Origin of the sequence: Secundilactobacillus pentosiphilus, assembly GCF_002217985.1 — a bacterium.
Taxonomy (GTDB): domain Bacteria; phylum Bacillota; class Bacilli; order Lactobacillales; family Lactobacillaceae; genus Secundilactobacillus; species Secundilactobacillus pentosiphilus.
On the sequence record NZ_BCMI01000032.1, the window covers coordinates 1 to 23,493 of the forward strand.

The 23,493-nt window shown below is 41.5% G+C and carries 39 protein-coding genes; 1 reads left to right on the forward strand and 38 read right to left on the reverse strand.

Annotated elements, in window-relative coordinates; translation table 11 throughout:
* From CES81_RS13680 to CES81_RS11785, 34 genes are all read right to left on the reverse strand, one after another.
* The coding region (locus tag CES81_RS13680; RefSeq protein WP_089121900.1) for a hypothetical protein at nucleotides 1–187 on the reverse strand (187 nt) is incomplete at its 3' end.
* Entirely contained in the window at nucleotides 168–560 is a 393-nt protein-coding gene (locus tag CES81_RS11635; RefSeq protein WP_056997300.1) for a hypothetical protein, read from the reverse strand. The genes CES81_RS13680 and CES81_RS11635, both read right to left, overlap by 20 nt.
* 32 nt (nucleotides 561–592) lie before the next feature.
* A complete protein-coding gene (locus CES81_RS11640) occupies nucleotides 593–1,003 on the reverse strand; it encodes a hypothetical protein (protein WP_089121901.1) in 411 nt (136 codons plus the stop codon).
* A 14-nt stretch (nucleotides 1,004–1,017) separates the two neighbouring features.
* Complete coding sequence (locus CES81_RS11645) at nucleotides 1,018–1,803, reverse strand: DUF3383 family protein (RefSeq protein ID WP_089121902.1); 786 nt, start codon at nucleotides 1,801–1,803, stop codon at nucleotides 1,018–1,020.
* Nucleotides 1,804–1,869: 66 nt separating this feature from the next.
* Complete coding sequence (locus CES81_RS11650) at nucleotides 1,870–2,586, reverse strand: Ig-like domain-containing protein (RefSeq protein ID WP_089121903.1); 717 nt, start codon at nucleotides 2,584–2,586, stop codon at nucleotides 1,870–1,872.
* Nucleotides 2,587–2,667: 81 nt separating this feature from the next.
* Nucleotides 2,668–3,471: an Ig-like domain-containing protein gene (locus CES81_RS11655; RefSeq protein ID WP_089121904.1), complete on the reverse strand. Its 804-nt coding sequence runs from the start codon at nucleotides 3,469–3,471 to the stop codon at nucleotides 2,668–2,670.
* 11 nt (nucleotides 3,472–3,482) lie between these two features.
* Nucleotides 3,483–3,971 (reverse strand): phage neck terminator protein, encoded by a 489-nt coding sequence (locus tag CES81_RS11660; protein ID WP_225356400.1) that lies wholly within the window; start codon nucleotides 3,969–3,971, stop codon nucleotides 3,483–3,485.
* Nucleotides 3,898–4,374, reverse strand: coding sequence for a hypothetical protein (locus CES81_RS11665; RefSeq protein WP_089121906.1), 477 nt, complete (start codon nucleotides 4,372–4,374; stop codon nucleotides 3,898–3,900). The genes CES81_RS11660 and CES81_RS11665 overlap by 74 nt, the downstream gene beginning before the upstream one ends.
* Nucleotides 4,371–4,892, reverse strand: coding sequence for a hypothetical protein (locus CES81_RS11670; RefSeq protein WP_225356401.1), 522 nt, complete (start codon nucleotides 4,890–4,892; stop codon nucleotides 4,371–4,373). Before CES81_RS11670 ends, CES81_RS11665 begins: the two co-directional genes overlap by 4 nt.
* On the reverse strand, nucleotides 4,885–5,226 hold the full coding sequence (locus tag CES81_RS11675; protein ID WP_089121908.1) for a hypothetical protein: 342 nt from the start codon (nucleotides 5,224–5,226) through the stop codon (nucleotides 4,885–4,887). The genes CES81_RS11670 and CES81_RS11675 overlap by 8 nt, the downstream gene beginning before the upstream one ends.
* 11 nt (nucleotides 5,227–5,237) lie before the next feature.
* On the reverse strand, nucleotides 5,238–5,441 hold the full coding sequence (locus CES81_RS11680; protein WP_089121909.1) for a LysM peptidoglycan-binding domain-containing protein: 204 nt from the start codon (nucleotides 5,439–5,441) through the stop codon (nucleotides 5,238–5,240).
* Between the two features lie 76 nt (nucleotides 5,442–5,517).
* Complete coding sequence (locus CES81_RS11685) at nucleotides 5,518–6,555, reverse strand: major capsid protein (protein ID WP_081467797.1); 1,038 nt, start codon at nucleotides 6,553–6,555, stop codon at nucleotides 5,518–5,520.
* A 14-nt stretch (nucleotides 6,556–6,569) separates the two neighbouring features.
* Nucleotides 6,570–6,962: a hypothetical protein gene (locus CES81_RS11690; RefSeq protein ID WP_089121910.1), complete on the reverse strand. Its 393-nt coding sequence runs from the start codon at nucleotides 6,960–6,962 to the stop codon at nucleotides 6,570–6,572.
* 20 nt (nucleotides 6,963–6,982) lie between these two features.
* The gene (locus CES81_RS11695) at nucleotides 6,983–7,804 is read right to left on the reverse strand and encodes a DUF4355 domain-containing protein (protein WP_089121911.1); all 822 of its coding nucleotides are present in this window, start codon (nucleotides 7,802–7,804) and stop codon (nucleotides 6,983–6,985) included.
* Between the two features lie 98 nt (nucleotides 7,805–7,902).
* Nucleotides 7,903–8,934: a hypothetical protein gene (locus tag CES81_RS11700; RefSeq protein WP_089121912.1), complete on the reverse strand. Its 1,032-nt coding sequence runs from the start codon at nucleotides 8,932–8,934 to the stop codon at nucleotides 7,903–7,905.
* Nucleotides 8,934–10,538 carry a phage portal protein gene (locus CES81_RS11705; RefSeq protein WP_089121913.1) on the reverse strand — a complete coding sequence of 535 codons (1,605 nt, stop codon included), beginning with the start codon at nucleotides 10,536–10,538 and terminating at the stop codon, nucleotides 8,934–8,936. Before CES81_RS11705 ends, CES81_RS11700 begins: the two co-directional genes overlap by 1 nt.
* A gap of 3 nt (nucleotides 10,539–10,541) precedes the next feature.
* A complete protein-coding gene (locus tag CES81_RS11710; RefSeq protein ID WP_089121914.1) occupies nucleotides 10,542–11,900 on the reverse strand; it encodes a PBSX family phage terminase large subunit in 1,359 nt (452 codons plus the stop codon).
* Nucleotides 11,884–12,789 carry a terminase small subunit gene (locus CES81_RS11715; protein WP_089121915.1) on the reverse strand — a complete coding sequence of 302 codons (906 nt, stop codon included), beginning with the start codon at nucleotides 12,787–12,789 and terminating at the stop codon, nucleotides 11,884–11,886. The genes CES81_RS11710 and CES81_RS11715 overlap by 17 nt, the downstream gene beginning before the upstream one ends.
* Before the next feature lie 140 nt (nucleotides 12,790–12,929).
* Entirely contained in the window at nucleotides 12,930–13,313 is a 384-nt protein-coding gene (locus CES81_RS11720; RefSeq protein ID WP_089121916.1) for a dUTP diphosphatase, read from the reverse strand.
* Entirely contained in the window at nucleotides 13,306–13,593 is a 288-nt protein-coding gene (locus tag CES81_RS11725) for a hypothetical protein (RefSeq protein ID WP_089121917.1), read from the reverse strand. The genes CES81_RS11720 and CES81_RS11725 overlap by 8 nt, the downstream gene beginning before the upstream one ends.
* A gap of 30 nt (nucleotides 13,594–13,623) precedes the next feature.
* Nucleotides 13,624–13,926: a hypothetical protein gene (locus CES81_RS11730; protein ID WP_089121918.1), complete on the reverse strand. Its 303-nt coding sequence runs from the start codon at nucleotides 13,924–13,926 to the stop codon at nucleotides 13,624–13,626.
* Nucleotides 13,927–13,941: 15 nt separating this feature from the next.
* A complete protein-coding gene (locus tag CES81_RS13760) occupies nucleotides 13,942–14,070 on the reverse strand; it encodes a hypothetical protein (protein ID WP_263850024.1) in 129 nt (42 codons plus the stop codon).
* Nucleotides 14,067–14,495 carry a DUF2829 domain-containing protein gene (locus CES81_RS11735; RefSeq protein ID WP_225356402.1) on the reverse strand — a complete coding sequence of 143 codons (429 nt, stop codon included), beginning with the start codon at nucleotides 14,493–14,495 and terminating at the stop codon, nucleotides 14,067–14,069. The genes CES81_RS13760 and CES81_RS11735 overlap by 4 nt, the downstream gene beginning before the upstream one ends.
* 543 nt (nucleotides 14,496–15,038) lie before the next feature.
* On the reverse strand, nucleotides 15,039–15,464 hold the full coding sequence (locus CES81_RS11740; protein ID WP_089121919.1) for a DUF722 domain-containing protein: 426 nt from the start codon (nucleotides 15,462–15,464) through the stop codon (nucleotides 15,039–15,041).
* Nucleotides 15,465–15,476: 12 nt separating this feature from the next.
* On the reverse strand, nucleotides 15,477–15,692 hold the full coding sequence (locus CES81_RS11745) for a hypothetical protein (RefSeq protein WP_145993352.1): 216 nt from the start codon (nucleotides 15,690–15,692) through the stop codon (nucleotides 15,477–15,479).
* Nucleotides 15,668–15,895 carry a hypothetical protein gene (locus CES81_RS11750; protein WP_089121921.1) on the reverse strand — a complete coding sequence of 76 codons (228 nt, stop codon included), beginning with the start codon at nucleotides 15,893–15,895 and terminating at the stop codon, nucleotides 15,668–15,670. The genes CES81_RS11745 and CES81_RS11750 overlap by 25 nt, the downstream gene beginning before the upstream one ends.
* Nucleotides 15,876–16,064 carry a hypothetical protein gene (locus CES81_RS11755; RefSeq protein ID WP_089121922.1) on the reverse strand — a complete coding sequence of 63 codons (189 nt, stop codon included), beginning with the start codon at nucleotides 16,062–16,064 and terminating at the stop codon, nucleotides 15,876–15,878. The genes CES81_RS11750 and CES81_RS11755 overlap by 20 nt, the downstream gene beginning before the upstream one ends.
* On the reverse strand, nucleotides 16,061–16,216 hold the full coding sequence (locus CES81_RS13595) for a hypothetical protein (protein ID WP_180949806.1): 156 nt from the start codon (nucleotides 16,214–16,216) through the stop codon (nucleotides 16,061–16,063). The genes CES81_RS11755 and CES81_RS13595 overlap by 4 nt, the downstream gene beginning before the upstream one ends.
* Nucleotides 16,217–16,384: 168 nt before the next feature.
* A complete protein-coding gene (locus CES81_RS11760) occupies nucleotides 16,385–17,074 on the reverse strand; it encodes a putative HNHc nuclease (protein WP_225356403.1) in 690 nt (229 codons plus the stop codon).
* Nucleotides 17,075–17,119: 45 nt separating this feature from the next.
* A complete protein-coding gene (locus tag CES81_RS11765) occupies nucleotides 17,120–17,836 on the reverse strand; it encodes a hypothetical protein (protein WP_089121923.1) in 717 nt (238 codons plus the stop codon).
* Nucleotides 17,837–17,838: 2 nt separating this feature from the next.
* Nucleotides 17,839–18,261, reverse strand: a complete 423-nt coding sequence (locus tag CES81_RS11770) for a YfdP family phage-associated protein (RefSeq protein WP_089121924.1) — start codon at nucleotides 18,259–18,261, stop codon at nucleotides 17,839–17,841.
* Between the two features lie 22 nt (nucleotides 18,262–18,283).
* A complete protein-coding gene (gene ssb / locus CES81_RS11775; RefSeq protein WP_089121925.1) occupies nucleotides 18,284–18,778 on the reverse strand; it encodes a single-stranded DNA-binding protein in 495 nt (164 codons plus the stop codon).
* Nucleotides 18,775–19,209: a hypothetical protein gene (locus CES81_RS11780; protein ID WP_089121926.1), complete on the reverse strand. Its 435-nt coding sequence runs from the start codon at nucleotides 19,207–19,209 to the stop codon at nucleotides 18,775–18,777. The genes ssb and CES81_RS11780 overlap by 4 nt, the downstream gene beginning before the upstream one ends.
* Nucleotides 19,206–20,456 carry a DnaB-like helicase C-terminal domain-containing protein gene (locus CES81_RS11785; RefSeq protein ID WP_089121927.1) on the reverse strand — a complete coding sequence of 417 codons (1,251 nt, stop codon included), beginning with the start codon at nucleotides 20,454–20,456 and terminating at the stop codon, nucleotides 19,206–19,208. The genes CES81_RS11780 and CES81_RS11785 overlap by 4 nt, the downstream gene beginning before the upstream one ends.
* A 54-nt stretch (nucleotides 20,457–20,510) precedes the next feature.
* Between CES81_RS11785 and CES81_RS11790 the strand changes: the two genes are divergently transcribed.
* A complete protein-coding gene (locus CES81_RS11790; protein ID WP_089121928.1) occupies nucleotides 20,511–21,200 on the forward strand; it encodes a DUF4145 domain-containing protein in 690 nt (229 codons plus the stop codon).
* Here the strand turns inward: CES81_RS11790 and CES81_RS11795 are convergent.
* From CES81_RS11795 to CES81_RS11810, 4 genes are all read right to left on the reverse strand, one after another.
* Nucleotides 21,179–21,370: a hypothetical protein gene (locus tag CES81_RS11795; RefSeq protein WP_089121929.1), complete on the reverse strand. Its 192-nt coding sequence runs from the start codon at nucleotides 21,368–21,370 to the stop codon at nucleotides 21,179–21,181. The two genes, CES81_RS11790 and CES81_RS11795, sit on opposite strands and share 22 nt — an antisense overlap.
* A gap of 3 nt (nucleotides 21,371–21,373) precedes the next feature.
* Complete coding sequence (locus CES81_RS11800) at nucleotides 21,374–22,243, reverse strand: phage replication protein O (protein WP_089121930.1); 870 nt, start codon at nucleotides 22,241–22,243, stop codon at nucleotides 21,374–21,376.
* Nucleotides 22,203–22,763, reverse strand: coding sequence for a GIY-YIG nuclease family protein (locus tag CES81_RS11805; protein ID WP_180949807.1), 561 nt, complete (start codon nucleotides 22,761–22,763; stop codon nucleotides 22,203–22,205). Before CES81_RS11805 ends, CES81_RS11800 begins: the two co-directional genes overlap by 41 nt.
* A gap of 1 nt (nucleotide 22,764) precedes the next feature.
* Nucleotides 22,765–23,493, reverse strand: a 729-nt coding sequence (locus CES81_RS11810; RefSeq protein WP_103143231.1) for an ERF family protein, incomplete at its 5' end; no start/stop codon positions are given.

The window sequence follows — 23,493 nt, forward strand, 5'->3', positions numbered from 1 at the left end:
GCTTAGAAATCGCCCAATTGAAGACAGACAGTTCATCAGCATTCATATACTTAATTGGCCGAGGCAGTCCGCTTTCTAACCCATTATAGATATAAGCAGTCCAGCCAATTGATTGAGACGTTGATTTATTAATTAATGCCTCAAGATCCGTTTTACGAATAAAGTGATTAGTTAAGTTCTTGCACAAGAAACCGGTCAGCTTCTGAGCAAACCTTCATAACGCCAGAATGATTTTCCCAGAATTTCCAACTCATTTTTTCCGGTTTTCCGCCAACAGTGGGCGTACCAATAAGCGGATTAAGTCCAAGATCATCATTACCGTTAATAAAGGCATCCCAGTAGGCATGACGACTAACATCTGCCAAGTCAGTAAACTTAACGGCATTTTCTACGCCCGGAAAATTGAAGGGATATTTAATGTTTTGCTTGGTCTTTTTGTCCCAAAGGGTTACAGAGCCAACAATCATGCCATTTCGTTCAGTTCTAACCAATTTTGGTTCTTTAATAGGTTCTTCAACCTCTTTTTTTACAGTTTGTTTAGTCTTTGTTTCTTCAGTCATCTTAAAAAGTCTCCTTCGTTATTTGTCTCTCTTTATGCAGTAGTGACAGGATCCACTTGTAATACCGACGCCTTGAATACGACACTGACGCTTGGATATGCAGCGTTAAGAGTTGTATCAACAGGACGAGTAATTCGTGCACTATCTGTATGGAAGTGAGCGAAACTTGAGGTTACTGATACAGGGACGCCGGTTAAATTGTTGGCCAAGTCAATGAGATGGGCATAATTGGCAGCATTAGGATCAATGCTAAACGTAAATGTACCAGAATGATCATGGTTAATAGCAGATTTACCATTACCGTTATTATCAACCGAATCAGTAACGTTATCGTTGTTCCAGGCAACAGCTACTTTATCGCCAGTACCAAAATCCGTAAATGGGAGGCCATCAATTTGAACTGACACTTCCCATGGATCGAATGTGTGTTGTGTAAGTTGCATTATCAATTTCCTCCTTAAAGGTCAATTTCGCCAGAAATATAAACATCATCAATAGCATCTGCTGGGTGATACTGCCAAAATAAGCCACGATAAATACGTTGTGAGACATCAGTGTCCTTCATATCCTCTCGCGGTAGTGCGGTTACGGTATAATCCGGTTTTCCGTTATCTTTTTCGCCAACGCCACCATTCCGATAGAGTTGATCAAAGACGCTCTCAACGCCCGACTTAAGCAAGTTAATTCCAGTAATGTCGTACGAAATCTTGGGATTCTTAACCATAATTTTGGTAAGTTCCTTGTTACTGTGCTTGATAATAAAGTCACGGCCAAGAAGCATATCGATATAGTTGCCACTTAACGTCTTGCCATCACGCACAATTGGCATTCCTTGAGCATAGTAGTAAGTGTTGATGTTACCTTCTGTGTAAGGTGTCAGTTGATCCTGCTGAAACGACAATTGATCTTGTGGCAGAACGCTGCTATCCAAACCAGATGTATTGGCCAGATCAAAGCTGCCAATAGGTAACGCACTTACGCCACCAACAGAACCAGATGAAAGAACGTTGGCATGTGTATCATCAGTGTTGGTTTTAAATGCTGCTGTATTTTCGTTTGAAGCATATGGGGCAGTATCAGAAATATTATCGACATCAACAAGTAGGATGCCGGTGTTTTGAGCCTCAATATAATTTGAAAGAGCTGGAATTTTATCTTTATTAATTCCCACTGGAATTAGATATTCATCCCCGGAGTTATAGAACTTTTTAACCGCGGAAATTAAATTATTTGAATCAGGCATAATTTGTTCCTCCTTAAAAAAAGAGCCCCAACGGGTTTACCGCGGAGTTCAGTAATTTATATTTTGTTAAGCGGCGGTAACAGTGACTGCCGTTGTAGCAGTCTTTGAACCGTCAGCATGAGCAGAAACAGTTACATTCACTTTCCCTGCTTTGACACCATGAACTGTTCCATCAGCATCAACCGTGGCAATTGTTGCGTCTTCCGAAGCAAATGCTAAACCTTTGTCAGTAGCATTATCTGGTTGAACACTTGCCGTAATTTTGGCGGTTTTACCAACGTCAACGTTCAAAGTCTTATCGGCAGTAATGCCGGTTACATTAACTGTTGGTTTTTGTACGTTCAAAGTAACCGTTGCTTTCTTGGATGCATCATCGACAGATGTAGCAGTAATCGTGACCGAACCCGCTTTAATACCTTTTGTGCTACCAGAATCAGCATCAATAATCGCAATTGTCGCATCGCTAGTTGAATATTTAAGTGCCTTATTAGTCGCATTATCCGGACTAACAGTTGCAACAAGATCTTTGGTTTCACCAACATCGATGTTAGTTGAGTCCTCACCAAACTTAACTCCAGTAACGGCAATTTTTGGCGGGTTAGCAGTTGTTACTTTTCCTAAATCTGTCCCAGCCTTTGTTGGGTCCTGGCCAGCATACGTCGCGACAAAATCATAATCCGTTACTGGCTTAAGATTATCGAATGTCACACCACCCGTTTCGCCATCGACTAACTTTTTAGTTAGATCATCCTTTGAGTAACCGTCAAATTTTTGGTCAGCCATTAGTTAGTAACCTTCTTTCATTTCAAATCGTAATGTACTGAATTGCTTGTCACAGTTGGATTACCTTTTGCCTGCGGCGAATCATTTACTCGCTGCTACAGTCACATCACAGTTGGCAGTGAAGCTACCGTCTTCTGTTGTGGCGGTGATTTGTGTTTCACCAGCCTTAACGTAGGCGACTTTACCAGTGTCATCGACCGTGGCAATACTTGAATCCTTAGAGGCAAAGGAAACCTTCGTGTCAGTTGCATTGTCCGGCGTAACTTTGGCTGTTAATTTATCATTGCCGCCAGCTGTTCCAGAAAGTGACGTCTTATCAAGTGACACACCCGTTACTGGCACAGTGTTGGCGATAACCGTCACTTTGGTGGTGGTTGTAATGTCGTCATTAACCCCAGCTCTGAATGTAATAGTAGTGTGACCAGCAGACTTATAAACAATTGTGAAACTGCCATCTCCATTTGGTGAAACGGTCGCTACATCGGTATCACCTGACGTTGCCGTTACATTCTTTTCGGTGGCAGTTGCTGGCAAAACAGTCGTTGTAACTTTACCAGTTTGACCGGCGACACCTGAGATTGAGGCTTGATCAACCGTTAAACTAGTTGGCGATACATAAGTGTTTTCAGAAACGGCCCGAACAACTAAAATCGCTTCTGGTGGGTTGGGACCCCCAAAAGCGGCTTGAGCATGCTTATAGATTAAGGTATCTGGGTCAAAGTCATCACCGACTTCCTGAAGGTCGTTGTACTGAGTTTGCGTGGCTTCAGTTGCATCAGGATCTTCAATCAAATACTTCGGGATCTGGTCGCCCAAATCCTTAACTTTTCGAACGGTTTTCACCGAAGTATGAACTGGACCAAGTGGTTCATTTGTAATTGGCATAGTGTTTCCTCCTAATTTCTTGTAATTTTTTCATTGTTGCTATCGATGGCTTCAATAGTTGGCTGATCGGACTCAAAATTGCGTTCTAGTCTGATTTGTAAATCAAATCCATACTGTTGTTCCGAGTTATTAATCCCGATCACGCTTTGATCTTGTGGATCAAGCACCGCGACAATGATAATTCCTTGCTGCTTAACTTGATAACGGATTTCAGGATCCCGTAAATTGGCTTGTAAGTTGTCCATGATGTCAAGTGCCCGAGACTCTGATGTTGCGTGAACCGTGATTGAGATATGGGTATCAACTGGTTCATGCATGGGGTACTGATGTTGAACGGGCGTGATAATGTTGCCACGTGGATGAACAGTGATAAACGGCAAGGCCGGTTTTGAACCCAGAGAATAATCCTCAATCACGTGAGCTTCATCAAGACTCGTTAAAGAACGGATCGTTTGTCGCATTATTGCGATTACTTCCGTCCAATTGATCGTGCGCTTCATTATCGCTATTCACCTCCTGACTATTCGAACGTAGGTAGTAGATACAAGCGTCTGACAGGCCATAGTACGGATCCTTACCAACCACTTGCAAATACTCCCAGTGATCCTCATCCTCGCCGGTTTTAATGGCAACCACCGTCCCAAATGGGACATCTTGCAACGAATACCATTCATGGTTGCAATTAATGCTCTTACCATCACTCGTCAAAATAATCTGATTAGCATTTGCATTAGGACTAACGGGCGCAACCGGTTCACTAACATCGGTGTAGGGCTGTTTACGGAAATCAGTTCGCATAAAGTCCCCCGTTAAAGAGGTGCCACCGTCCTGATACGACGTGTTCTGATAAATTCTAATCGGAATACCATAACGTTTGATCAAACTCTTTTTACTGAATTTCATATTTCTATCACCTTCACACCAATTGACTTGTGGAGTGCGCCTGTATCCACTAGAGGATCGTCTTTTCCCTTATTTTCAATAGTTAAATCAGCATTGTGGGGACTAGTTTTAAGAACTATTTCATATTTGATCCGTTGTTGAATCAATCGACCCACATCTTCATACAGTTCATAAGCCGTTAATTCACTATTCATGATGCGACTAAGGTCACGTTCAACAAGCTCATTGATGCGAAACATCCCTAAGTCAATGCCATCTCTAAGAAATGAGCGTTCAGGGATTTTAACGTGCTTAAGCTTATAGAAGCTCCCATCTTTCATCGGAATGACCAAATATGGACCATTCTTAGGATAAATCTCAGCACCAAATTCATTAACGGTGGCGATCATTTGTAGGAATGCTAGAGATTTATTGCCAACCGGCACCATGACCCCAACTTCCACTCGGTATCGATTGAGGGATCGCAGTTCCTCTTTAATCTTGGGGAAATTATTGTCGTCAGAAAATATCTCAGCCAAGTTTAATTCGCCACCTTGAATGTCCATATCGGCTCAGTAGGTCATTTAGCAACTCTTCCCAGTGATTAGTCGCATTACCATTGTATTGGGTGTGTAAGTCTTTAAAATTATCCACCAGGATACCTTTGCCAAGGTCAGAATTGATCCAAATAAGTGATAGAATCTTCATTTCCATGGCTTGGTTCCAAACAAACTGATTAGTAGGAATGTTTAGTGGCTTAAGCAGGCCATAAGCAATTTCAAGTAAATCATTTAATGCATCATCGCTTACATCAACATCTGACAGCCTTTTAACACTGGCAATGACCTCACTTTGGTCAAATGGATAGTCCATATGATCACCTTCTACTTGGATCCTTTAAAGATAATGATATCTTTGCCGGGAACAAGATCAGACTGCGGATAGATCCGATTCAAGTTGGCTAATTTACGAGTTGTGGTATTGTTGGCGGTTGCGACTGCCCACAGCTCATCGCCCGGCTGCACGGTATAGCAAACATTGCCATTTTTAGAAAAATTCCTGGATGTATCAATTTGATTTGGGAACATAAGCTTTCCTCCTTATTTCAAATCATAGTGTGCTGAGTTACTGGTTACGGTTGGCTTTCCATTTGCCTGCGGCGAATCATTTGCTCGCCAGAACATCAAGAATAAACACTTGCTTGGCTACCGTAATCGTCGGTACAAACTTCTCATCAACAATTGTCTTGACCGTCACTGGATCTGAGGAAGCACTAGTTGAAAGAGAAACACCAGTATCAAAAACAGATACAGTCGTTCCTGAAACTGGAACACTTTCTTCCGGTGTTTCAACAAAATTCATTTGACCAACCGGATCATTGGCAGTCCCTGGTAAGAAAATAATCTTGCCATCTGGAATGAACTTTTCAAACGTACCGTTGTTATTCCATCCTTTATCATAAACAACTACCTGTAATCCTAGGAACGCTGAGAACCATTGCTCAACAACAGGCTGAGTAAGAATGCTTCCCTGTGGTGATACCGTCCCAGAAAAAATGGTGTTTTTTAGTGCGGCATTGTGCATCAAAATATACATAGTCTTTGAATTCATTAAGGCTCGAGTTAAAGCCGTGCCAACTTTTTGCGAGGCAGTATCCTTAACGCTACTGATGTCATCATATGGATTAGAGGAATCATCAGTCCATGCTTTAGCAACTTTCATATTCTGGAATGACTCATAGCCAAAGTCTGCCAGTTGATTACCCAGAAGCAGCTTGCCGTTCAAAAGTGCTTGGACAGCGTAATACTCGCGAGTAAACCGAGCACGTAAAAGTAAATTAGCTTGATCATCATACAGTTTCTTAGTGATGGTCAAAACCAAATTTTCGTCATTAGATGCAATGGCATTATTCAAATCTTTAAAATCGTACTCATTAAGGTTCAACTTGTTTTTAAATTTGTAAGTTGGCAATGTGCCAGTTTGAAGTGAGCCACGTTCAACAGGCAATGCTGCTGAATCTTCTTTGGTTAAATCAAGTGGTGCCGGATATAGATCTTGGCCGTTGATTAATTTAACATTATCGGCCTGCTGTTTAGTGGGGGTAAATAAAGCTTCCATCAAATAGGGAGCTGTGTATTGCGGATTAGTGTTCCAATAGCCCTGAAGGTAATTGGAAGTTAGTAAATCAAATGCAGTTGCCACGATATAACATCTCCTTATCGATTAATTAATTTAACGCCGGATGTCTTGCCAGCGACCGCCTTTAATGCGGCTACAACAGTACTATCAAGTAATTTCTGGCGCAAATAAACATTTTCAAACCAAATTGTTACGTCTGCGTCTCCTGCAGTAACATCTGTGTCTTCAGCAACAACGCCCGCAAACACTTGTCCTTCCGCACCCGTAAATTCTGATAATTTGGTAACGCCTGCGGATTGATCGGCACTTAGCCAGTCAACTTTCGCACCGACTGGAGTACCTTGTAAAATAACTTTCTTACCATTGGAACCAGCAGTAACAGTTGTACTGTCAATTGTTCCTGGTAAGCCAACAGTTAAATCTTGCCGAACTCTTGGATCAGAGTTGGCAAAGTATTGTGTATCAGCCATAGGTTACATCTCCTATTTTTTTATTTATCAAAGAATTTTCCTTTAAATCTATCTGGATCTCCCAGCGTTTTTTTAGCAACTAATTCGCCAAAACTAGGAGCAGCATTATTTTGCTGTGTATTACTATTTGGAATTTGATTATTTTTAAACATGTTTTTCTTGGTAATCTTAACTACTCGATCAAGCATTGACTTGAAGTTGTCAACGTTGTGCTTAGTTGTGTCAGGATCGTCACTAACCAGTGTGTCAACATCCTCGTTGGTAAATTGATACCCAGTATCTTTAAGCTGGTTAAGCACTTCACTGCGCATATCTGATCGATTCTTTTCAGCTTTAAGCTGCTTGTTTTCTTCAAGGATTTCCTTGATTTGTGCCTGCTGCTTTTCTTCGTCGGTCATTTGTGCGTATTTTTCAGCGTTACTCTTACCAGCTTTTTTGCCTTCTTCAATACCTTTTTTGTGGGCACGAAATTCACGATCTTTGAGCAATTTATCAACTTCGGTTTGCGTAAACGTCTTGTCATTGCTACTGTTATCGCCATTATTATCATCAGTATTGTCTTTTGACGATGTGTCATCATTATCAGCTTGATCACTATTACCATTAGTATTTTGATTGTTTTGATTCTGATTGGCATTATTGGTGACAGTGTCGACAAGAGTCTTAATAAAGTCTTGAGATGGTTGGCCATTTTGATTACCAGAGTTTGTTGCGGTGTTGTTGTTGGCATTCTGGCCACCTTCGCCACTTTCTCCACCTTGTGCACCAGGTTGGGATTGGCTACCTTCTTGGCCGGCGTCAGCAAAATACTGCGAATTCATATTTGATTTATCTGATTCCATGTGTTGCCTCCGTTTATAGCCTGTCGGCTGTTAATTCCTTGCGCAGTTTAATGTCTTAAGCATGTTTGGGACAAAATAAAAAGCAATGAAGTTCACACTCATTGCTCATCATTACTTGTTTGATTTTCATTTGAATGGTCAGCTGCTGCTATGGCACCAGCAACGCCTAATAATGGAACTAACGAAACGTGTGCTATTTTGGTGCAACGACAATTAGGATGTGAATCATCAGGGATGCTTGGAGAGTTTGCATCATTAACAGCATACGGGCCATCATCAGCGATCCCCTCGCATTTATCACACGCCCCTGGCTGAGTTACCCAATCGAAATACGCGATTCCCTGCGACCTAAATACCTGCGTTGTCGCTCTGTCTAAAACGCGCGCTCGCTCGGTAACAATCATGCGTCTGATATAAGCATCATTAGTTTCAAATAAGCCAGTTATCGTCTGTGGTTTAGCCGTACGAATACTCGGAAATAACTGGTTGACATCTGCTTGTTTTAATCCAGCTCGCAATGATTTAGCCACTAATGATTGGACGTTGTTAACGAGGTTATCGTTGTAGAGCCAGATATTGTCGCTCCATTGATTGCCATTAATTGTTGTACTGATGATCTTTTCGGAATTATGCAAGATCTCTCGCTTAGTAATGTTGGCTTCTTTCACGACATCCGCCCCAGCCTTTTTAGCTAAACGATCGTTATTGAATTGACGACTAACGTCCCGTTTAAAATCACTGTTTAACGTTCGACCAAGTAATTTAATCGTAGCGATGGTAGCACCGGCAATGCTGAACCCAATTAAAGAATTCAAAGTATGATACCGATCAATTGGTGCATTCCTGCTATATTCTTTAAATCGGTTTTGAGATTGGGAATCATCATCCTTAAGCGTCGCCCTTTGAAAATGAAGCAGACGACGTCTATCAGGATCGGAATCCCGTTTTAACAGCTCAACGTATTTTAATAGACCTGCTACTCCGTATTCAGCAATGAAGAAATTAAGATGATCCTCAATTTCTTGTAATGCCACTTGATAGGCATCATGAACTCGACCATATAATTCTTCATCACTCTTAAGTAGTTTGGCAATATACTTCTTCTCTTGAGCTTCACTAATAGGCTTCATTAATCATCACCTTTAGTCTGTGAAGTATCATTCTGACTGTTATTACTATCAGCGTATGGGTCAGGCGTGCGTGCCTTCGCTTCTTGTGCCAGCTGATCTTGTTCAGCGGCAATTTTCTGCATTTCTTTTTTAGCATCGGGAACATTTGAAAGAGAAGCAATCGCCGTTTCTTGAGAAGTCGTTGATTGTAACTCATTTGCTGTCTGTGCTTCGGCTAACAAGTTGTGCGGGATTGTAAAGTTAAAGGTGTACTCTAAGTTATCAACATCATCGACATTGATCCCCTGTGCCTGTAATGCACATGCCCAAATTTGAGTAAGGGCCTTTTTCATCTTAGTCTCTTTATTGAGTGCCTTAATCTTCATTGAATGAATTTTAAAATCCAAGGCCTGAGCAGCCGATGTACTGAAATCGATATTGTCTAAATTCGGAATCTGTGCGACCTGATAAATAAAGTCAGTATCATGCTGAATCTGGTTCTCTTGTAATTGATCCCCAGTCGGTTTTTCCATAAATTCCGCATCCGGCGTTGGCAATGCCTTTGACTCATCGGTATCGGCCCATGCTTTATCAAGATAAAGATTCAGAATCCGGGAGCTTTTAATTTCTTTAAGTTGCTCATCAGAAAGTTCAGAATTAATCACTTTCAAAACACTAGCCGCAAATGAGTCAGAATCATTTGCTTTGGCACTCATGGCGCTATCTAAATCATCGACCAGGCTAATCAGATCATCAAACACGCCGATCCGTTCCTCATTATCCATAATTTCTGCCATTGGTAGTTGATCAAATGGGTGTGCTAACTGATCATCCACTCCGGTGTCTGGATCAGGCTCTTCATCAAAGGTTAATGAATCGTTAGTGGTAGCTGAATTGCTGAACGGCACGGTATCATTGACCTCAATTAATTGCCCATGTAAAGACTCATTGCCTTTATTGTCTGGATAGTAACTATAGGTAACGCCAAATAGCGGCTTATCTCGAATTGTATTGTCATAAACCATAAACGTATTGAGAGGATCCAGGAAAGTGATATAGGGATAAGCATTTTCGTCAGTGTAAAGATACAGATATGCGCGTCCATACACGCTTGACCATTTAGAAGCTTCCGTAAACACATCGTCCAGAACCTGATGCTTGGTCATCGCCGTGATCAAGTCATTAACTTTGTTGCTCTCCGCTGTTCCTTCATCAGATGTATCCTGATAAGCAATGTCAATTGGCGTCCCAATAAAATAACCGTTGAATGAGTCAACAAGCTTCTTAGGCATGTTAACAATTCGACGGTTGTCTGGATCACCATGTGGCGTTGGCTTGCGATTAAGAATGTTGATATGTCGGCCTTTGTAATATTGGCGCTTCATAATGTAGGTTGGCATCAGCTTTGTTCGATGCAGATTAATCATGTTAAACAAATCGATGGGATTGTCCTTGATATTTTGACTAGCGGAATAATGAAAGACGTCGTTATCGTCAAGATAAGCACTGCCTGACAGATTAATGGTCTCGTCGTTCTTCCACCCCAAGTTCGAGGCATCCCGCCCGGAAATAAACGTATCTTGAATATTTGGGTATTCTTTTTGTAAAATTTCACTAATTTTCATTCATTAAATACCTCGCTTAAACAATTTAACTTTGGCATTGATATGCGGATCAATCTTCAATCCCAGCTTGCGAGCATTATCAATCGCAAAATATTTGAAGGCATCAACAGTATGGTCGTTTTCCTTAACCACTTTCGGATCATCACTGTGAACTGTCTTTTCGTCCCACTGATATTGCTCATGCTGCTTAATAAATATTTGGTTTTCAGGTGTATCAAGATAGTACACACGTCCTTGTGCCAACAATGATGATACATAATCAATCATCGTAGCTTCGTCGCTCTTGGCTACTCCATGCCAAACCTCGTTATATTCTTTAACAAACTCGTTTCGTAATGCACCTTCAGCTGAATCGATTGTCCGTTTACCAATTGGTACTTGGTAGTCCATCGAATCTTCGAAGCTCTTAATTTCAGGAACCAGGTCACTTGGTGCCTTTTTACGTGATTGATGCTCTGGACTGTAGTAATAAGTATGCAGCAAGATCACTTTTCCTTTAGCAGTAACCCCAATCGCCAGGCAAGTTGTTGCCGAATTGATATGACCGGCATCAATCGAATAGCAAATGCGAACTAACGGATCATTCGTAAATAATTCAGTTAACGGATGAAACAGCTTCATATTGTAAACATTGGTTCCCAGCCCAATGATCTTGCCGAGATATAACCATTTGTAATAATCAGGATCATTCTTTTTGTATGTTTCAATCAGTGCCAGCTGTTGCTCTTGAGTGATCCCGAGCTGATCGTCTAAATATGTTGATGTATCAATAAAACATTGCGGATTTTCTTCTTGTAAAGCAATCCACTCATTGATCCAATCGTATGGATTTCGTGGTGGATTATAGCTATAAAATACCTTTACATCATTAACCCAAGGAGATTTTTGACGAATAAATGTGGGATTAGTTTGATCGAAAACTTCAGCGCTCTTGAAGTTAGATGCTTCTTCGTACCAAAGAGCAATAACATTTTGAATGGTATTGGATTTTAACTTTTCTGGTTTGTCACCACCGTAAAAATAAAACGCACTCCCCGATGAAATATGGGTAATGCGCATTGGTGATACCGAATATTTAAATTCATCCGTCATATGGAGCATATCAATTGCCCAGCAGATTTGACCATATACAGAGTCGCGCAGATTAACCGTGTTTTCCCGAATGCAGACAACGTTCACTTTATGGCCTAACTGAGCCTGCTTCTTTAGCATCGTCAGCAGCTTTAAACTAATTGTCGATGATTTAAAAGAGCCACGGCCACCCTTAGCAATGATATAAGAACACTTGGTAGACCACATTTTTTTAAAGTGCGGATTAACAAGCTGAGATATTTTAATCGTTCGCTTAGTCTTCACCGTCATTATCAGTGTCCTCCAAATCATCAACCACTATCGTACTGTCATCATGTTGGTTAACCTTCTGAATTTCCTTAGCTTTCGTTTCCGCAATGTCTGCTTCAGCTTTTGCCTTACGTATTTGAGCAGATTGTAAATTGTTCGGTATTGGATAATGTTTTAGCAATTCAGTAAGTGCCTTAACTTTGTCGTTGATTTCAACAACAGCTTCGCCTTTATCCAATCGTAATGTTTTCAGTAAAGATGTGTCACCGTCACCAGTAAAAACAACTTCATTTTCATAATAGAAGCCTTGCTTGCCAGTATCCGGATCAATGTATGGTAACAATTCGTAGTGCTTTCCGGAACTATTAATATATGGTCCCTGCTTAACGTAATGTTTCATCCACCGTAAATGTTTGACTCGTTTGGCCTCCACATAATCACCGATGTTAGCAAACGCTTGGCGCTGAAGCTCTCGAACAATATCATCCGCCTTAATGGCCTCTGTCTGTTCGCGTATCATGCGAAGATTATCTAATTCTGCTCGCACACTAGCATTAACTAGTAGCCTTGGACCATTTACATTGGCAGTGTTCCAAGGCACCCCATACGCCTTCTGATAAGCCCAGGTGGCATTGAATCGTTGCAAATAGTAGAGGCAAAACAACTTTTGCTTTTCGTTTAATTGACCATTGGTTTCCAATTGATCAACTATTTTGTGTGCACCCTTTTTCGGTTTTGTGTGCACCCTTTTTGCCGTTTTGTGTGCACCCTTTTTATTTTGTGTGCGTTGCCAACCGTATCGTTTTTTCCACGATTTAACCGTGTTTATCGATACTTGGTACTTTTCAGCAATGTCCTTATACTTCATTCCTGATAGATAATCCTTCTCAGCTTGTTTCTGGTTATTCATTACATACCACCACACCTCCATATTTCATGTTTTATGTATTGGTGATCGAGGCTAGATCCAGTACCACCATAGTCCGTTATTTTAACTGATCGCGCGGCATCTATCAGCTGATTTGACGTAACTACTTTACCAATAAAGGCTTATTCATCAAGGTTAGTAAGTTGCACCTGAGTATCATGCTGAACAACCAGTTGGCACACCTTATCACCCTTGTTAATTTGATTAGACTGATTAGATAAATTAGTGAATGTCGCCATAATTTCATCGTGATATCCGTTACGGATAGTCGTCTGAATACATTTAACAGGTGATTGAATGGCAAACCCTGGTTCTGGCCTAATCTCCGACGAATATCCCTTATTAAGTTCAATGGAAATTCCTAGTGAAACACGTTTAGTTTCAAATGGTGCAAAATAAACAGTTTGATCAGCATATAAATCAAATCCCGCATCATCTGGATGTGCCTGATGTGGTGCCATGGCAGATGAAGTCATTCTTTTATATTTAAGAAATACCCTAGGCACGTTGTCTCATCCTTTCCTGCTTATGTTTCATATCCTCTGTTAACCGTTCGCTAAATGGTGTCTGCAATAATGAACTGATATGATTGATATCTTCTGAACTATACATAACACCACTAGCAAATTGAGCCTCAGAACTAAATATCATTAGAAATTCAATTCCATCAATATAATATCTGGCAACTCCATTAATGAGTTTTCCTTGTGCATAAATATATTTCATCTTAATGTCATTGCTGGGAGACTCTTGCTTAAAATAATCCCTTAGCTCATCATATCTCATTTTGACTTCACCTCTATAATTGTCAGACAGCTATTTTACAAAGTTATCTGAGCCATAAGGCGCTGGAATATCACTCCAGGCTTCTCTGAACATCACGTAAAGCATAAAATCATAGTTACTGCCAATCAGTGGTACGTTAGCAAATTCGTCATAAGCTTTGGTCATGATTTCAGCATGATTGTGGATAGCCTTTTCAATATCACCATCTTTAAGCTCTTGTGAGACCGCAGAATTGTTTACCTTATCACTCATGATCATTTTTGATGCCTCCGGTTTTAGTTTAGCCAACTCATCGACAATCTTTTGATATTCAGCATTATTTTTATTAAGCATATTGATCTCCTATTCTCATTGGATGTTGTTAACTTTATTTTTGATTTTAAGTTCATTCAAGCGCCGAGCCTGCAAAGCTTTACGCTTACGATCTTTAACTTTTGACTTCTTATGACTCTTCGTGTGTTTATTGTGTTTGCTCATTTAACAATCTCCCAATCGTTGGCTAACAGGTCTGTTTGACTTGCTAACCAACCTACAACGATTGAACCATCTGCTGATTTCATATCAATATGTGGGTTAATATTGATATATTTTTGACTATCAGGAGTAGACTTAGCGAGCGTCAAGTTACGAATCTTATCTGGGGTAATTAGAGTTCCACTTTCCAAATAAATAAACATGCCTTTGCCATTCCAGCCTTTACGTGCAACACGATTACCCAATTTCAATGCCTTAATTGCTTCACCAAAATTCATAATTGCTTCCTCCTTATTTTTATCTAAACTAAAAGCGCCATGCTTCTTAGCACGACGCTCACGTTTCTTCTTATCATCCAACCAACGCTCTAAGCCACGATAGCAATGGTTCTCTGCTGGACTAATGTAGCAATACTCAGTGTGTCGCATGTAACCACACCTCCGCTTAATGGTTTATTTCTGCTACATATATGTGACCCACCATGCTAATACCAGCGACGCAATTGCAACCAAAGTTACTAGTACAGCGTATATATTTTCCCTGTTCATGTGCCACCTCTTTAACGTTAATAAGACACTCGCTGGAATCGAACCAGCTCTGCTCCCACTGAGCTGAGTGTCATCACGCATCACACCCGTATACTGGGAGTGTGATGTGCTTGCCTGACCAATACCAATCTTGCAATCTTCTTTAATGTGTCAAGTGTGAGTGATCAGACGGATTCACCATGCTTTCCGTGCATGATAAGCATACTAAAAAACGGCCACGCTGGGCGACCGTTCGAAAACTGAGGAAGTTTCAGGAATCTAATGCCAGCTGCGTCTCTTTTAACAGTTGGCTAATAGTGCCACGGGAGTCGAACCCGTATCTTCTTTGCTCTGCCGTTGAGCTATGCACGTCCATTTCATATTCGCTTATGATACCAATTTACACCCAAACTAGGGGTCAATTTTCTCGGTTTTTTCCACTTTTTACAAATCGTATAGTCCTAATCCTTTAGCACACTTCTTTATAAACAAATTTTTCAGTTTATATGCTCGTGACTTACCGACGCTCAGCATGTTATTTTCGACCATTCCTGTTAAGGTATAGCGCGGATATTTCCGAAAATATTGCTCGTTAATAATCGCTTGCGTATCGGGACCCACTTCATCTAAGCAGTCATCGATAACTTGGCGTTGCTTCTTGAGTGCGTTAATCCGCTTATCCTCATCTAGCGTGATAATTAACCGGTCTTCGCTGTCGTTGAATCCGTTTTGTGACCGACCACCGCCAACATTCTCATCAACCGGCGTTACCGGATAACGTAACTCCTGTTCACGCTGTTCAATGTACTTATCAATCTTGGGATAGTCACGCAGAATATCCTCTACCGTTCTAATCGTCGATCGTCTCACCAATCATTCCTCCTAAAATGGCCGTGTAAGCTCGTGTAGCACGTTAGTAATCTCCACATTGCTCAACATACCCAAAGCAATGTAAACTTCCTTAGGCACGCTGTGATCGCTTAATTTGGATTGAAACTCAGCTATCCCCATCAATACATCGTCTTCTGGCACCAATGATTCCAGATAGCTAAGCAGCATACGCTGGTTACCGTTCATTTCGTCTCGTGTTTTATCCATACGTCCTCCTGCATAAACATCGTCAGCTCATGAATAACCTGGTTGCGTTCCTTCGCCGACAGCTTGTTAATTGCGTTGCGTTGGCTGTCGTTCAGCTTTATAAAGTGATTGCCGCACCACACTAATGCCTGTGCCACATCGCCGCCATAGCTTGCCATTCCTTGCATCACATAATTGCGATACTCAATCTGTTCGTGTGTCATGCTGTGCCTCCTCGTAGAGCACTGTCAGCGTATGAGAACATTCATCAAATGAAAGAATTGTATCGCTAGTTGAAATCTGCACAACCTTTTTGTCTTCTATGAATTTATTGACAGTGCTATCGAAATAATGATCTTCGAAGCCACCAGTCCAAAATGTTTTAATCTTCATTTGTCTACCTCCACAATAGTCATTGCTGGTATCGTCCACCAGTCGGGCATGTCATACGCTGCGTCCATGAAGTTGTCGGCTTCATCATAGGTGTCGAACGTCGCGATGATCTCGTGTGAAAAAATATCTTGGCACTCATACTTAATTGTCATTTTTCTTCCTCCAGTGAACTACTCGTCACTAAAGTAACGAGCTTCTAGGAACACTGCATACTTGCATATCATTCGCTGAATGAGATGTAAAGGTTACAGCTATTTACTAAGGGCTGTTCCAGCCCAGCTTAGTCTTTTGGCTACGCATAGCCTTTAATTGGCCGCCAATTACTCATTGTCAATTTCATTCATCCTCTTCTTGGTCATAACTCCTAGCTTGATAAGCGCCTCTTCATCTAATTTGATTGGTGTTAGATGATTTTCCTTGCAAAAATTGTGAATACCAATGTCGTGTTGCCTACGATGGCAAACGGGACATAAGCACAAGAAACGTAGTTTACGATGATCCACTCTGGCTCTACTACGATTACCTACAGCATCATAGTGAGCAATTTGAGCATTAGGCTTTCCACACACCATGCATTTACGATGCCTGCAGCACTGATACAGGAAATGTTCTTCATCGCGAGGCAATAGCGAATAAGCAGCGTTGATTGGCACGTCATACTCGAAGATGAAATCAATCACCATATCAATCAGCACGTTAACATCTGATATCGTGCTATCGCTTTCACTCGACAGACTGACTGGCTTTAACATTCGCTCAGCAAACAGCGGGTAGAAATAGTACTTCCTCAACCACTCCGGTTCTTCACCGCTCCAGCGGCCAATATCGCCCATCAGAGCGAAGAATAACCGCCGTTGCTTGTCAGTCACCCGCCTGGTGTCTGCCACGTCATAATCGACCCAAAATCGCTCCTTATTGCCGGCAACGGTTTCGATATGGTCCATGTTCAACGGCTCAGATAAGTGGATCACTAAGTCTTTGCCTTTTATTTCAGCAGTTGCCCGTTTCAAAAAATCACTCCTTACGTCTCATATCGCTCGTCTCTGTCTGTATTACTAGCCTAAAATCTTAATCTTGTCGCTGATAGCACTAGCCAAGTACTCTTTAATTCCCTTGATTGCATTGTTCTTCCACATGCCACCATCAGCTTCATAAATAGCTCCCTGCATTCTCTCAGCCATTCTGAAAATAAACTGAGATTCAGGCTGATCTACTTCAGGAAAAGTCCGGTACGGCTTCAAAGCGACAGGATTAGGAACTTTCGCTATACCGACACTAGCAACACCCGTTTTGACTGTAGCCATTTGTGTTACACCATCGTCCACTACTTCTGACGAATCCTTGTCTTCTTTCAGATGACTGATAAAATCAATGATTGCCTTTTTATCTGGTGTATCTTCAAATTGAGCCTGCAGCATAATGTTCAATTGCTCACGGTCCATAAACTGGTTGAGCATGACGTGATCTTGAACCAACGTAGCTCGCATTAACTCTTCCCGTTCGCCAAACCCGTCCATTGGTCCATATACATATACTTTGCTTGGCGACACAACGTTGATCATAATGGGTTGGCGATTATCAGCACCCGATTTTAAATAATCAACAATGGCTGTTAATGTGTGTACTTCAATCGGCTCATTAGCTGAGTAATCATGATGCCAAGGGTGTACATCGTCGCCAATTAAAAATGTGTCGCCATTCTTTACCTGAACCTTTTTGTCTGCTGCAGAGTTTGCTAAATTATTGAGATATTCAAATGCATCTTTTTCCATTTCTAGGCCTCATTTCCTTTTTGCTGGAAGTCGATTACTTTGTCATTTTTCTTTTCTACTTCGTCTACTGGCTCACCAGTATCTGTCTTCAATTGGCTGTCGTCGGGATCGATATAAGTCTGCCCGACCACACCTGATTTCAGTTCTGCTGCAACTGGCTTGCCATTGTCTTCACCAACTAGCAACGTAGTAGCCACACCAACATCCGGAGCCAGGCTAGTCCGCACATCCGTAACAACGTCAACACTGTCGCGATTGTCGTTAGGTGCCAGGGTGATATTGATGGTGACCTTACGTTTCTTTTTAGCTTCAGTATTCAGGTCAAGGATGTTCTTTGTGACCTTGGCTAATGCCCGGTCAACCTTTTCCTGCAGACCACCATCAGCAATTTTTGATAAGTCGAAATTGATATCTTTTTTCGTCATAATGTGTCTCCTTTAATCAAATTTAGAAGGGAAGCTGATCATCTGAGATGTCTATCGGTTCCCCGTTGTTAGCAAAAGGATCTTGATAGCCATCGTTTGTACTGCTGTTATTAGCTTGAGCATTGGCGTTGTTACTACCATTTCCAGTGCTACCAGCGTCATGGTTAGTCCCTTGAACTGATCCATTAATGTCGTTTCGCCTCGGCTCAAGTAAGGCGAAGTTATCGACGACTACCTCCGTGACATATACCCGCTGGCCTTGCTTGTTTTCGTAGTTACGCGTCTGGATCCGGCCGTCAATACCGACTAGTGAACCTTTGTGCGTGAAGTTAGCAAAGTTCTCAGCTGACTTGCGCCAGATAACACAGTTGATAAAGTCGCTCTCACGTTCGTTGTTGGCGTTCTTGAAGTTGCGGTCAACAGCCAAAGTGAAGCTGCCTGCTGCCACGCCAGACTGCGTATACCGCAGTTCAACGTCTCTCGTTAACCGGCCGGTTAATACTGCTCGATTAATCATGCGATTCTTTCCTTCTTTCTACTGAGTCGTTTGGATACCTGCTTGTTTTGCCGGCGGCTTTGCTGATCCAGCTCATCGATGAACTGCTCAGTCAGCCGTTCTTCTTTCGTACACTTGGTCAAATCGCCCTGGTACTTGAGCATTAAGTTGTTAACGTACTCCTGCCCGTTCTCCAGGAACTTCCAGCCCTGCTTTTTTTCTTCAGTTGCAACCCACAAAGCCATCTTGATTGCTTCTTGCCGGTCTTTATCAGCCTTATCCATGAAACTCAAAGTCACGGGGTTTGGATCTGATGCCATGTAGTCGCTGTAGATCTTCACCCAGCGCATCTGCTTGGCAGCTTCACGAATGAAGGACTTGACCGCCCGTGATTCGACTAGGTGGTTCTGCTGCATAAAAGCTTTATATGTTTCAGCATTCCATTCAGTCATGACTTCAACTTCTCTCTATCGATTTCCATGAATTTCATTTCCGATGGTGTGAATACTAGGTAGATATCGCCGGTCGCACCTTCGCGGTTCTTTTCTATTGCCAGTCGTTCAACTTGTGGTGCTTCTTCCTCATTTGGCTTATACAAGAATCCGACAACATTGGAATCCTGCTCGATTGATCCTGACTCCCGCAAATCGCTTAACGTTGGCCGCTTGTCCATCCGTGTTTCAATTGCACGGCTCAACTGCGACAATGCAATAATCGGTACATCGTATTCGTTAGCTGTTACTTTTAACTGCCGCGTAATCTCGCCGACCTGCAGATACCGTTCCGACTGACTTGGGACACTCACTAAGCCGATGTAGTCCACAATGGCTACATATTTGTTTGGTTTAGCCCTGGAAGCATTCCGACGAATGACGGTTAAAATATCACTCAAGTTTGGTGTCCGGTCATAAACACGGATATCCAGCTTGCTGTAATCCTGCATGCTCTGCTTGACCACCATCTTGGCACTGCTGCCCAGTGTGTATGGATTACGAAGCTTGTAACTGCTAATTCCTGTATCTAACGAAATCAAACGATTTGCCATTTCACGTTTACTCATTTCAAGAGTGAAGTAATCAACATGAACTTCAGGATCATAAGCAGTGATGTCATAAGCTAAATTGACGCAGAAAGCTGTTTTGCCAACTGCTGGCCGAGCACCAATTGTGAACAACATACCGCCATACAAGCCACCGCCTAACAAGCGGTCCAATGATTTCATGGTTTTGATACCGGTTGGCTGCTCCACTTCCATGTTGCTGTCTAGACGTTCAAACTCATTGTCCAGTGAACCGTCATCGTCCACCGTTTCCATGTTGTCCAGCAGATCCATGGTTTCATGAACTTGCTGGCGGTTAGCATCCGTTGGTGCATCGTGGTAAGCCATCATATCCTGGTCTAACTTTTGGCTGAGATGTTTATGCCGTAATTCTTTAACTAGCATTGTTAGATTACCGTCCGTCACAAAGCTGCGTTGCAGAATATTTAGTTCTTTCAACTGAATCGAACTGTCTGGGTGCAACTGCTTTAAACGGCCATAAACGTTTAATGGATCGACTTGGCTATCATCTAAATCCATGATGGCTTCGTATGCCCACCGCAAATTAGCAATAGCAAACCAGTTGGCATTAATATTGGCTAGCGATTTATTCGCAGGACGATTCATTAAGATGCTGATTATTTCCTGTTCAACGTTCACGTGTTTCACCTTCTAACGTATAATCAAATTAATAAATAAATTGGAGATGTTTTTATGGAACATATGAAATGTCCTTTTTGTGGGGACACTGCTCTGTTGCAAAATAATTGTTTCGGTCAAGAATTCATATCGTTTACAAATGCCCTAGGGCTTAATTCAATGAACACTGGCAACTCAAGCATGGAACATTCCCCTGAAGAGATTGCTATTCGAATGTTCAGGTGTCCCAACTGTGGGAAGGTATCAGTAAAAACAATTGGTATTGGCTCTCAATACCCTCATGTTGAAACAAATATTTACCCAAAATCTGAAGCGATTGAATTTCCTGAATACGTACCCTCATCAGTCCGTGAGGATTATGAAGAAGCTTACTCAATTCTGCATCTCAGTCCTAAAGCATCAGCGACACTTGCTCGTCGTGCACTTCAAGGTATGATACGAGACTTTTTCAAGGTTCATGAAAAAACACTATTCTTAGAAATCAATGCCATTAAAAACAAAGTATCAAGCGATGTCTGGGATACCTTACAGGCAGTCCGACAAATCGGAAATATTGGTGCTCATATGGAAAACGATGTAAATTTAATCGTTGATATTTCAGATGGTGAAGCCCAGAAGTTATTGTTATTAATTGAGTACCTTGTTAAAAACTGGTATATAGCACGATATGATTCGCACCAACTAATGCAAGATATTCAAGATATTAATAACGATAAACAGGATCAACGTAAATCCGATAAATAATCATCCGTGCCAGCCACCAACTTTTGGCTGGCTATTTTTTTACCGTCTGTATCAAAATATTCTTTGATTGAGGCCAACGGACTTTCTTCTGTTCCACGACCAACAAGTGAAGTCACACAAATCACTTTCTCCACTTCAACTCTGGTAACTCTAGATTTGCTGTCCAACATCTATTAACTCCTTCTTTCTTTAGCGGAATTTTCTTTCTTTTGGGCTAATCCCTCAGCAATTGCTTTAGCTTCTTCTGCAGCTCTTTTAGCTTCTCCAGTTAATGGTTGTTCAGAGAAATTAGGCTTAGTGGCCTCTTTCCGCATCTTGATATACAACTGATCAAACTGTTTTCTTAACTTGCTTGCTGAAAGAATATTGGTTGACCAGAAATCATCTTTCTGGCACCAAGCAATGACTAAACTGACATCATGCTTATCTCGCTTATCTATTTCTACAAGCTTTCGTATATCATCAGCCCACGTTTGCAAGTTAGGTTGTTTAGCTTTCGGATTATTCTCATGGATCTTCTTATTGAGAAAGTTAGCCAAAATCAGATAAGGGCTATCTTCGTCATAAATCTTAGATTTGTGACTAGAAGGTTTTGTAGTAATCTTTGATAGTCTATGGTTATTGTTAGTGACATTTTGTCCCTTTGAGAGAGTGACATTTTGTCCCTCTCGTGGTGACATTTTGTCACTATGCGTAGATTCAACGATTTGAGTTAATTTGTCGTAATCGATTGAGTACCAGTTAGTCCTATCAAAGCTTAACTTGTTATAGTTTCCGGTGATTATGACGCCTTGATCAGCCAGCTCTTTAACAATTCGTTTTATGGTCCTGATATTTAACCATGGAAATTGTTTATTCCAATCTTCAAATGAGTTGTAAACCCACTTGCGATCATCTCGATAGTTACTTGATTTCGATAGCCAGTATTGGAACTGCTGAAGAATAATCGCTTGATTGATTCCAAACGCAACAGCCAGCGATGGCAAAACATTCATTGGATTTTCATTTATAAGGTAAGGACTCGATGCTGTTACATTGGTCAATCAAATCACCTCCAGATATTAAATCTAAATGATGTTCAGAACTCCAATCACAGATTTCTGGAAGTGAAATGTCATACCACTCACCACGATTCAATTTATCCTTAAACATTTCATGAGTTATGTCCTCATCAGAACGGCAATCATTTGTTTCAAAATATGCCCTTAAGACGAGATTGTTGGGTGATGCTGTTTGCATCCCTTTAAAACGAGACTTAAGGTTTATCGTTGACCCTATTTTGAAATACTTGCCGTCTGCTTGAATGAAGTAAACATAGCCCTTATCAACTTTCTTTTTCCATGGTCTTGCGGCTTCTTCATCCATACGCTGGTACAGACGATCATCAACACCCTGGTTATACTCATCTATTTCTGACTGAGTATGTTCGGAAAGAAATCTCTGTTGGGATTCAATCAATTCCTTTACCTCATCAACTGAAATAATGTGACCGTTCGTGTCACTTAAAATTCCGTCTTCAGCCCAAACAAGAAACTTGTCATTGGTTGCATAATATTTTGTCATGTTACTTCGCCCCCGCTGGTGTAGCCTCAGCATTCTTTAAGTTTTGAGCAGAAGCCTCGTCTAATGCTTTAGTGATTGGATCTTCCTCTGTTTGCTGTTGCTCAGCTTCAATCTTTTTCTGTTGTCTAGTCAGCACCATGATTACTTTGTCAGATTGTTCATCAGTTAAATGTTCAAAATTAACGTGCATTTTTTCTTGAAATACGGGTGTGAGCTTCTCAACTGTCGTATTTTTCAGTTTAGCAATCGTTGCTAGTAATAGACCGATGGTTTTTAACTTTCCAGCATTCGTTTGTACAGGTTTATCAGGCTTGCTTGTTTGCGGTTTGTTCTTGGCACTTTGAGAAGCCTGTGTTTTCTTGTTCCATCCCTGCTTAGGTGCATTGTTAGCAGCCTTTTCACCGTCATCATCGGGTGTGGCGGATACTCCGAATGCTGCCGATAGACTGTACCGACGGGCATAGGTTTCTGCTGATCCAAAAGCCTGTGCATCTTGACGTTGTACTGGCATGAGTAATGGCCCATAGATGATGAACTCACCACTAGCGTCAACAACCATCGTGCTCACAGACACGCCATTTTCAACGCTTGTGACATCTTGGGTATATCCAAGTCCATCTGGCAGAGATCCATCAATCGCCGCTGTAAGTGACTCTAATGTGACGTAGCTACCGTAATGACTCTTACCCTCTTTACTAGGCTGATTCTTCAACATATTTTTGCGGAATAG

Excerpts from the sequence above, each read along its gene's own strand:
- CES81_RS11635 (WP_056997300.1), bottom strand. The coding sequence starts at position 560 with ATGACTGAAGAAACAAAGACTAAACAAACTGTAAAAAAAGAGGTTGAA.
- CES81_RS11640 (WP_089121901.1), bottom strand. The coding sequence starts at position 1,003 with ATGCAACTTACACAACACACATTCGATCCATGGGAAGTGTCAGTTCAA.
- CES81_RS11645 (WP_089121902.1), bottom strand. The coding sequence starts at position 1,803 with ATGCCTGATTCAAATAATTTAATTTCCGCGGTTAAAAAGTTCTATAAC.
- CES81_RS11650 (WP_089121903.1), bottom strand. The coding sequence starts at position 2,586 with ATGGCTGACCAAAAATTTGACGGTTACTCAAAGGATGATCTAACTAAA.
- CES81_RS11655 (WP_089121904.1), bottom strand. The coding sequence starts at position 3,471 with ATGCCAATTACAAATGAACCACTTGGTCCAGTTCATACTTCGGTGAAA.
- CES81_RS11660 (WP_225356400.1), bottom strand. The coding sequence starts at position 3,971 with ATGAAGCGCACGATCAATTGGACGGAAGTAATCGCAATAATGCGACAA.
- CES81_RS11665 (WP_089121906.1), bottom strand. The coding sequence starts at position 4,374 with ATGAAATTCAGTAAAAAGAGTTTGATCAAACGTTATGGTATTCCGATT.
- CES81_RS11675 (WP_089121908.1), bottom strand. The coding sequence starts at position 5,226 with ATGGACTATCCATTTGACCAAAGTGAGGTCATTGCCAGTGTTAAAAGG.
- CES81_RS11680 (WP_089121909.1), bottom strand. The coding sequence starts at position 5,441 with ATGTTCCCAAATCAAATTGATACATCCAGGAATTTTTCTAAAAATGGC.
- CES81_RS11690 (WP_089121910.1), bottom strand. The coding sequence starts at position 6,962 with ATGGCTGATACACAATACTTTGCCAACTCTGATCCAAGAGTTCGGCAA.
- CES81_RS11695 (WP_089121911.1), bottom strand. The coding sequence starts at position 7,804 with ATGGAATCAGATAAATCAAATATGAATTCGCAGTATTTTGCTGACGCC.
- CES81_RS11700 (WP_089121912.1), bottom strand. The coding sequence starts at position 8,934 with ATGAAGCCTATTAGTGAAGCTCAAGAGAAGAAGTATATTGCCAAACTA.
- CES81_RS11705 (WP_089121913.1), bottom strand. The coding sequence starts at position 10,538 with ATGAAAATTAGTGAAATTTTACAAAAAGAATACCCAAATATTCAAGAT.
- CES81_RS11710 (WP_089121914.1), bottom strand. The coding sequence starts at position 11,900 with ATGACGGTGAAGACTAAGCGAACGATTAAAATATCTCAGCTTGTTAAT.
- CES81_RS11715 (WP_089121915.1), bottom strand. The coding sequence starts at position 12,789 with ATGAATAACCAGAAACAAGCTGAGAAGGATTATCTATCAGGAATGAAG.
- CES81_RS11725 (WP_089121917.1), bottom strand. The coding sequence starts at position 13,593 with ATGAGATATGATGAGCTAAGGGATTATTTTAAGCAAGAGTCTCCCAGC.
- CES81_RS11730 (WP_089121918.1), bottom strand. The coding sequence starts at position 13,926 with ATGCTTAATAAAAATAATGCTGAATATCAAAAGATTGTCGATGAGTTG.
- CES81_RS13760 (WP_263850024.1), bottom strand. The coding sequence starts at position 14,070 with ATGAGCAAACACAATAAACACACGAAGAGTCATAAGAAGTCAAAAGTT.
- CES81_RS11735 (WP_225356402.1), bottom strand. The coding sequence starts at position 14,495 with ATGCGACACACTGAGTATTGCTACATTAGTCCAGCAGAGAACCATTGC.
- CES81_RS11745 (WP_145993352.1), bottom strand. The coding sequence starts at position 15,692 with ATGGATAAAACACGAGACGAAATGAACGGTAACCAGCGTATGCTGCTT.
- CES81_RS11750 (WP_089121921.1), bottom strand. The coding sequence starts at position 15,895 with ATGACACACGAACAGATTGAGTATCGCAATTATGTGATGCAAGGAATG.
- CES81_RS11755 (WP_089121922.1), bottom strand. The coding sequence starts at position 16,064 with ATGAAGATTAAAACATTTTGGACTGGTGGCTTCGAAGATCATTATTTC.
- CES81_RS13595 (WP_180949806.1), bottom strand. The coding sequence starts at position 16,216 with ATGACAATTAAGTATGAGTGCCAAGATATTTTTTCACACGAGATCATC.
- CES81_RS11765 (WP_089121923.1), bottom strand. The coding sequence starts at position 17,836 with ATGGAAAAAGATGCATTTGAATATCTCAATAATTTAGCAAACTCTGCA.
- CES81_RS11770 (WP_089121924.1), bottom strand. The coding sequence starts at position 18,261 with ATGACGAAAAAAGATATCAATTTCGACTTATCAAAAATTGCTGATGGT.
- ssb (WP_089121925.1), bottom strand. The coding sequence starts at position 18,778 with ATGATTAATCGAGCAGTATTAACCGGCCGGTTAACGAGAGACGTTGAA.
- CES81_RS11780 (WP_089121926.1), bottom strand. The coding sequence starts at position 19,209 with ATGACTGAATGGAATGCTGAAACATATAAAGCTTTTATGCAGCAGAAC.
- CES81_RS11790 (WP_089121928.1), top strand. The coding sequence starts at position 20,511 with ATGGAACATATGAAATGTCCTTTTTGTGGGGACACTGCTCTGTTGCAA.
- CES81_RS11795 (WP_089121929.1), bottom strand. The coding sequence starts at position 21,370 with ATGTTGGACAGCAAATCTAGAGTTACCAGAGTTGAAGTGGAGAAAGTG.
- CES81_RS11805 (WP_180949807.1), bottom strand. The coding sequence starts at position 22,763 with ATGACAAAATATTATGCAACCAATGACAAGTTTCTTGTTTGGGCTGAA.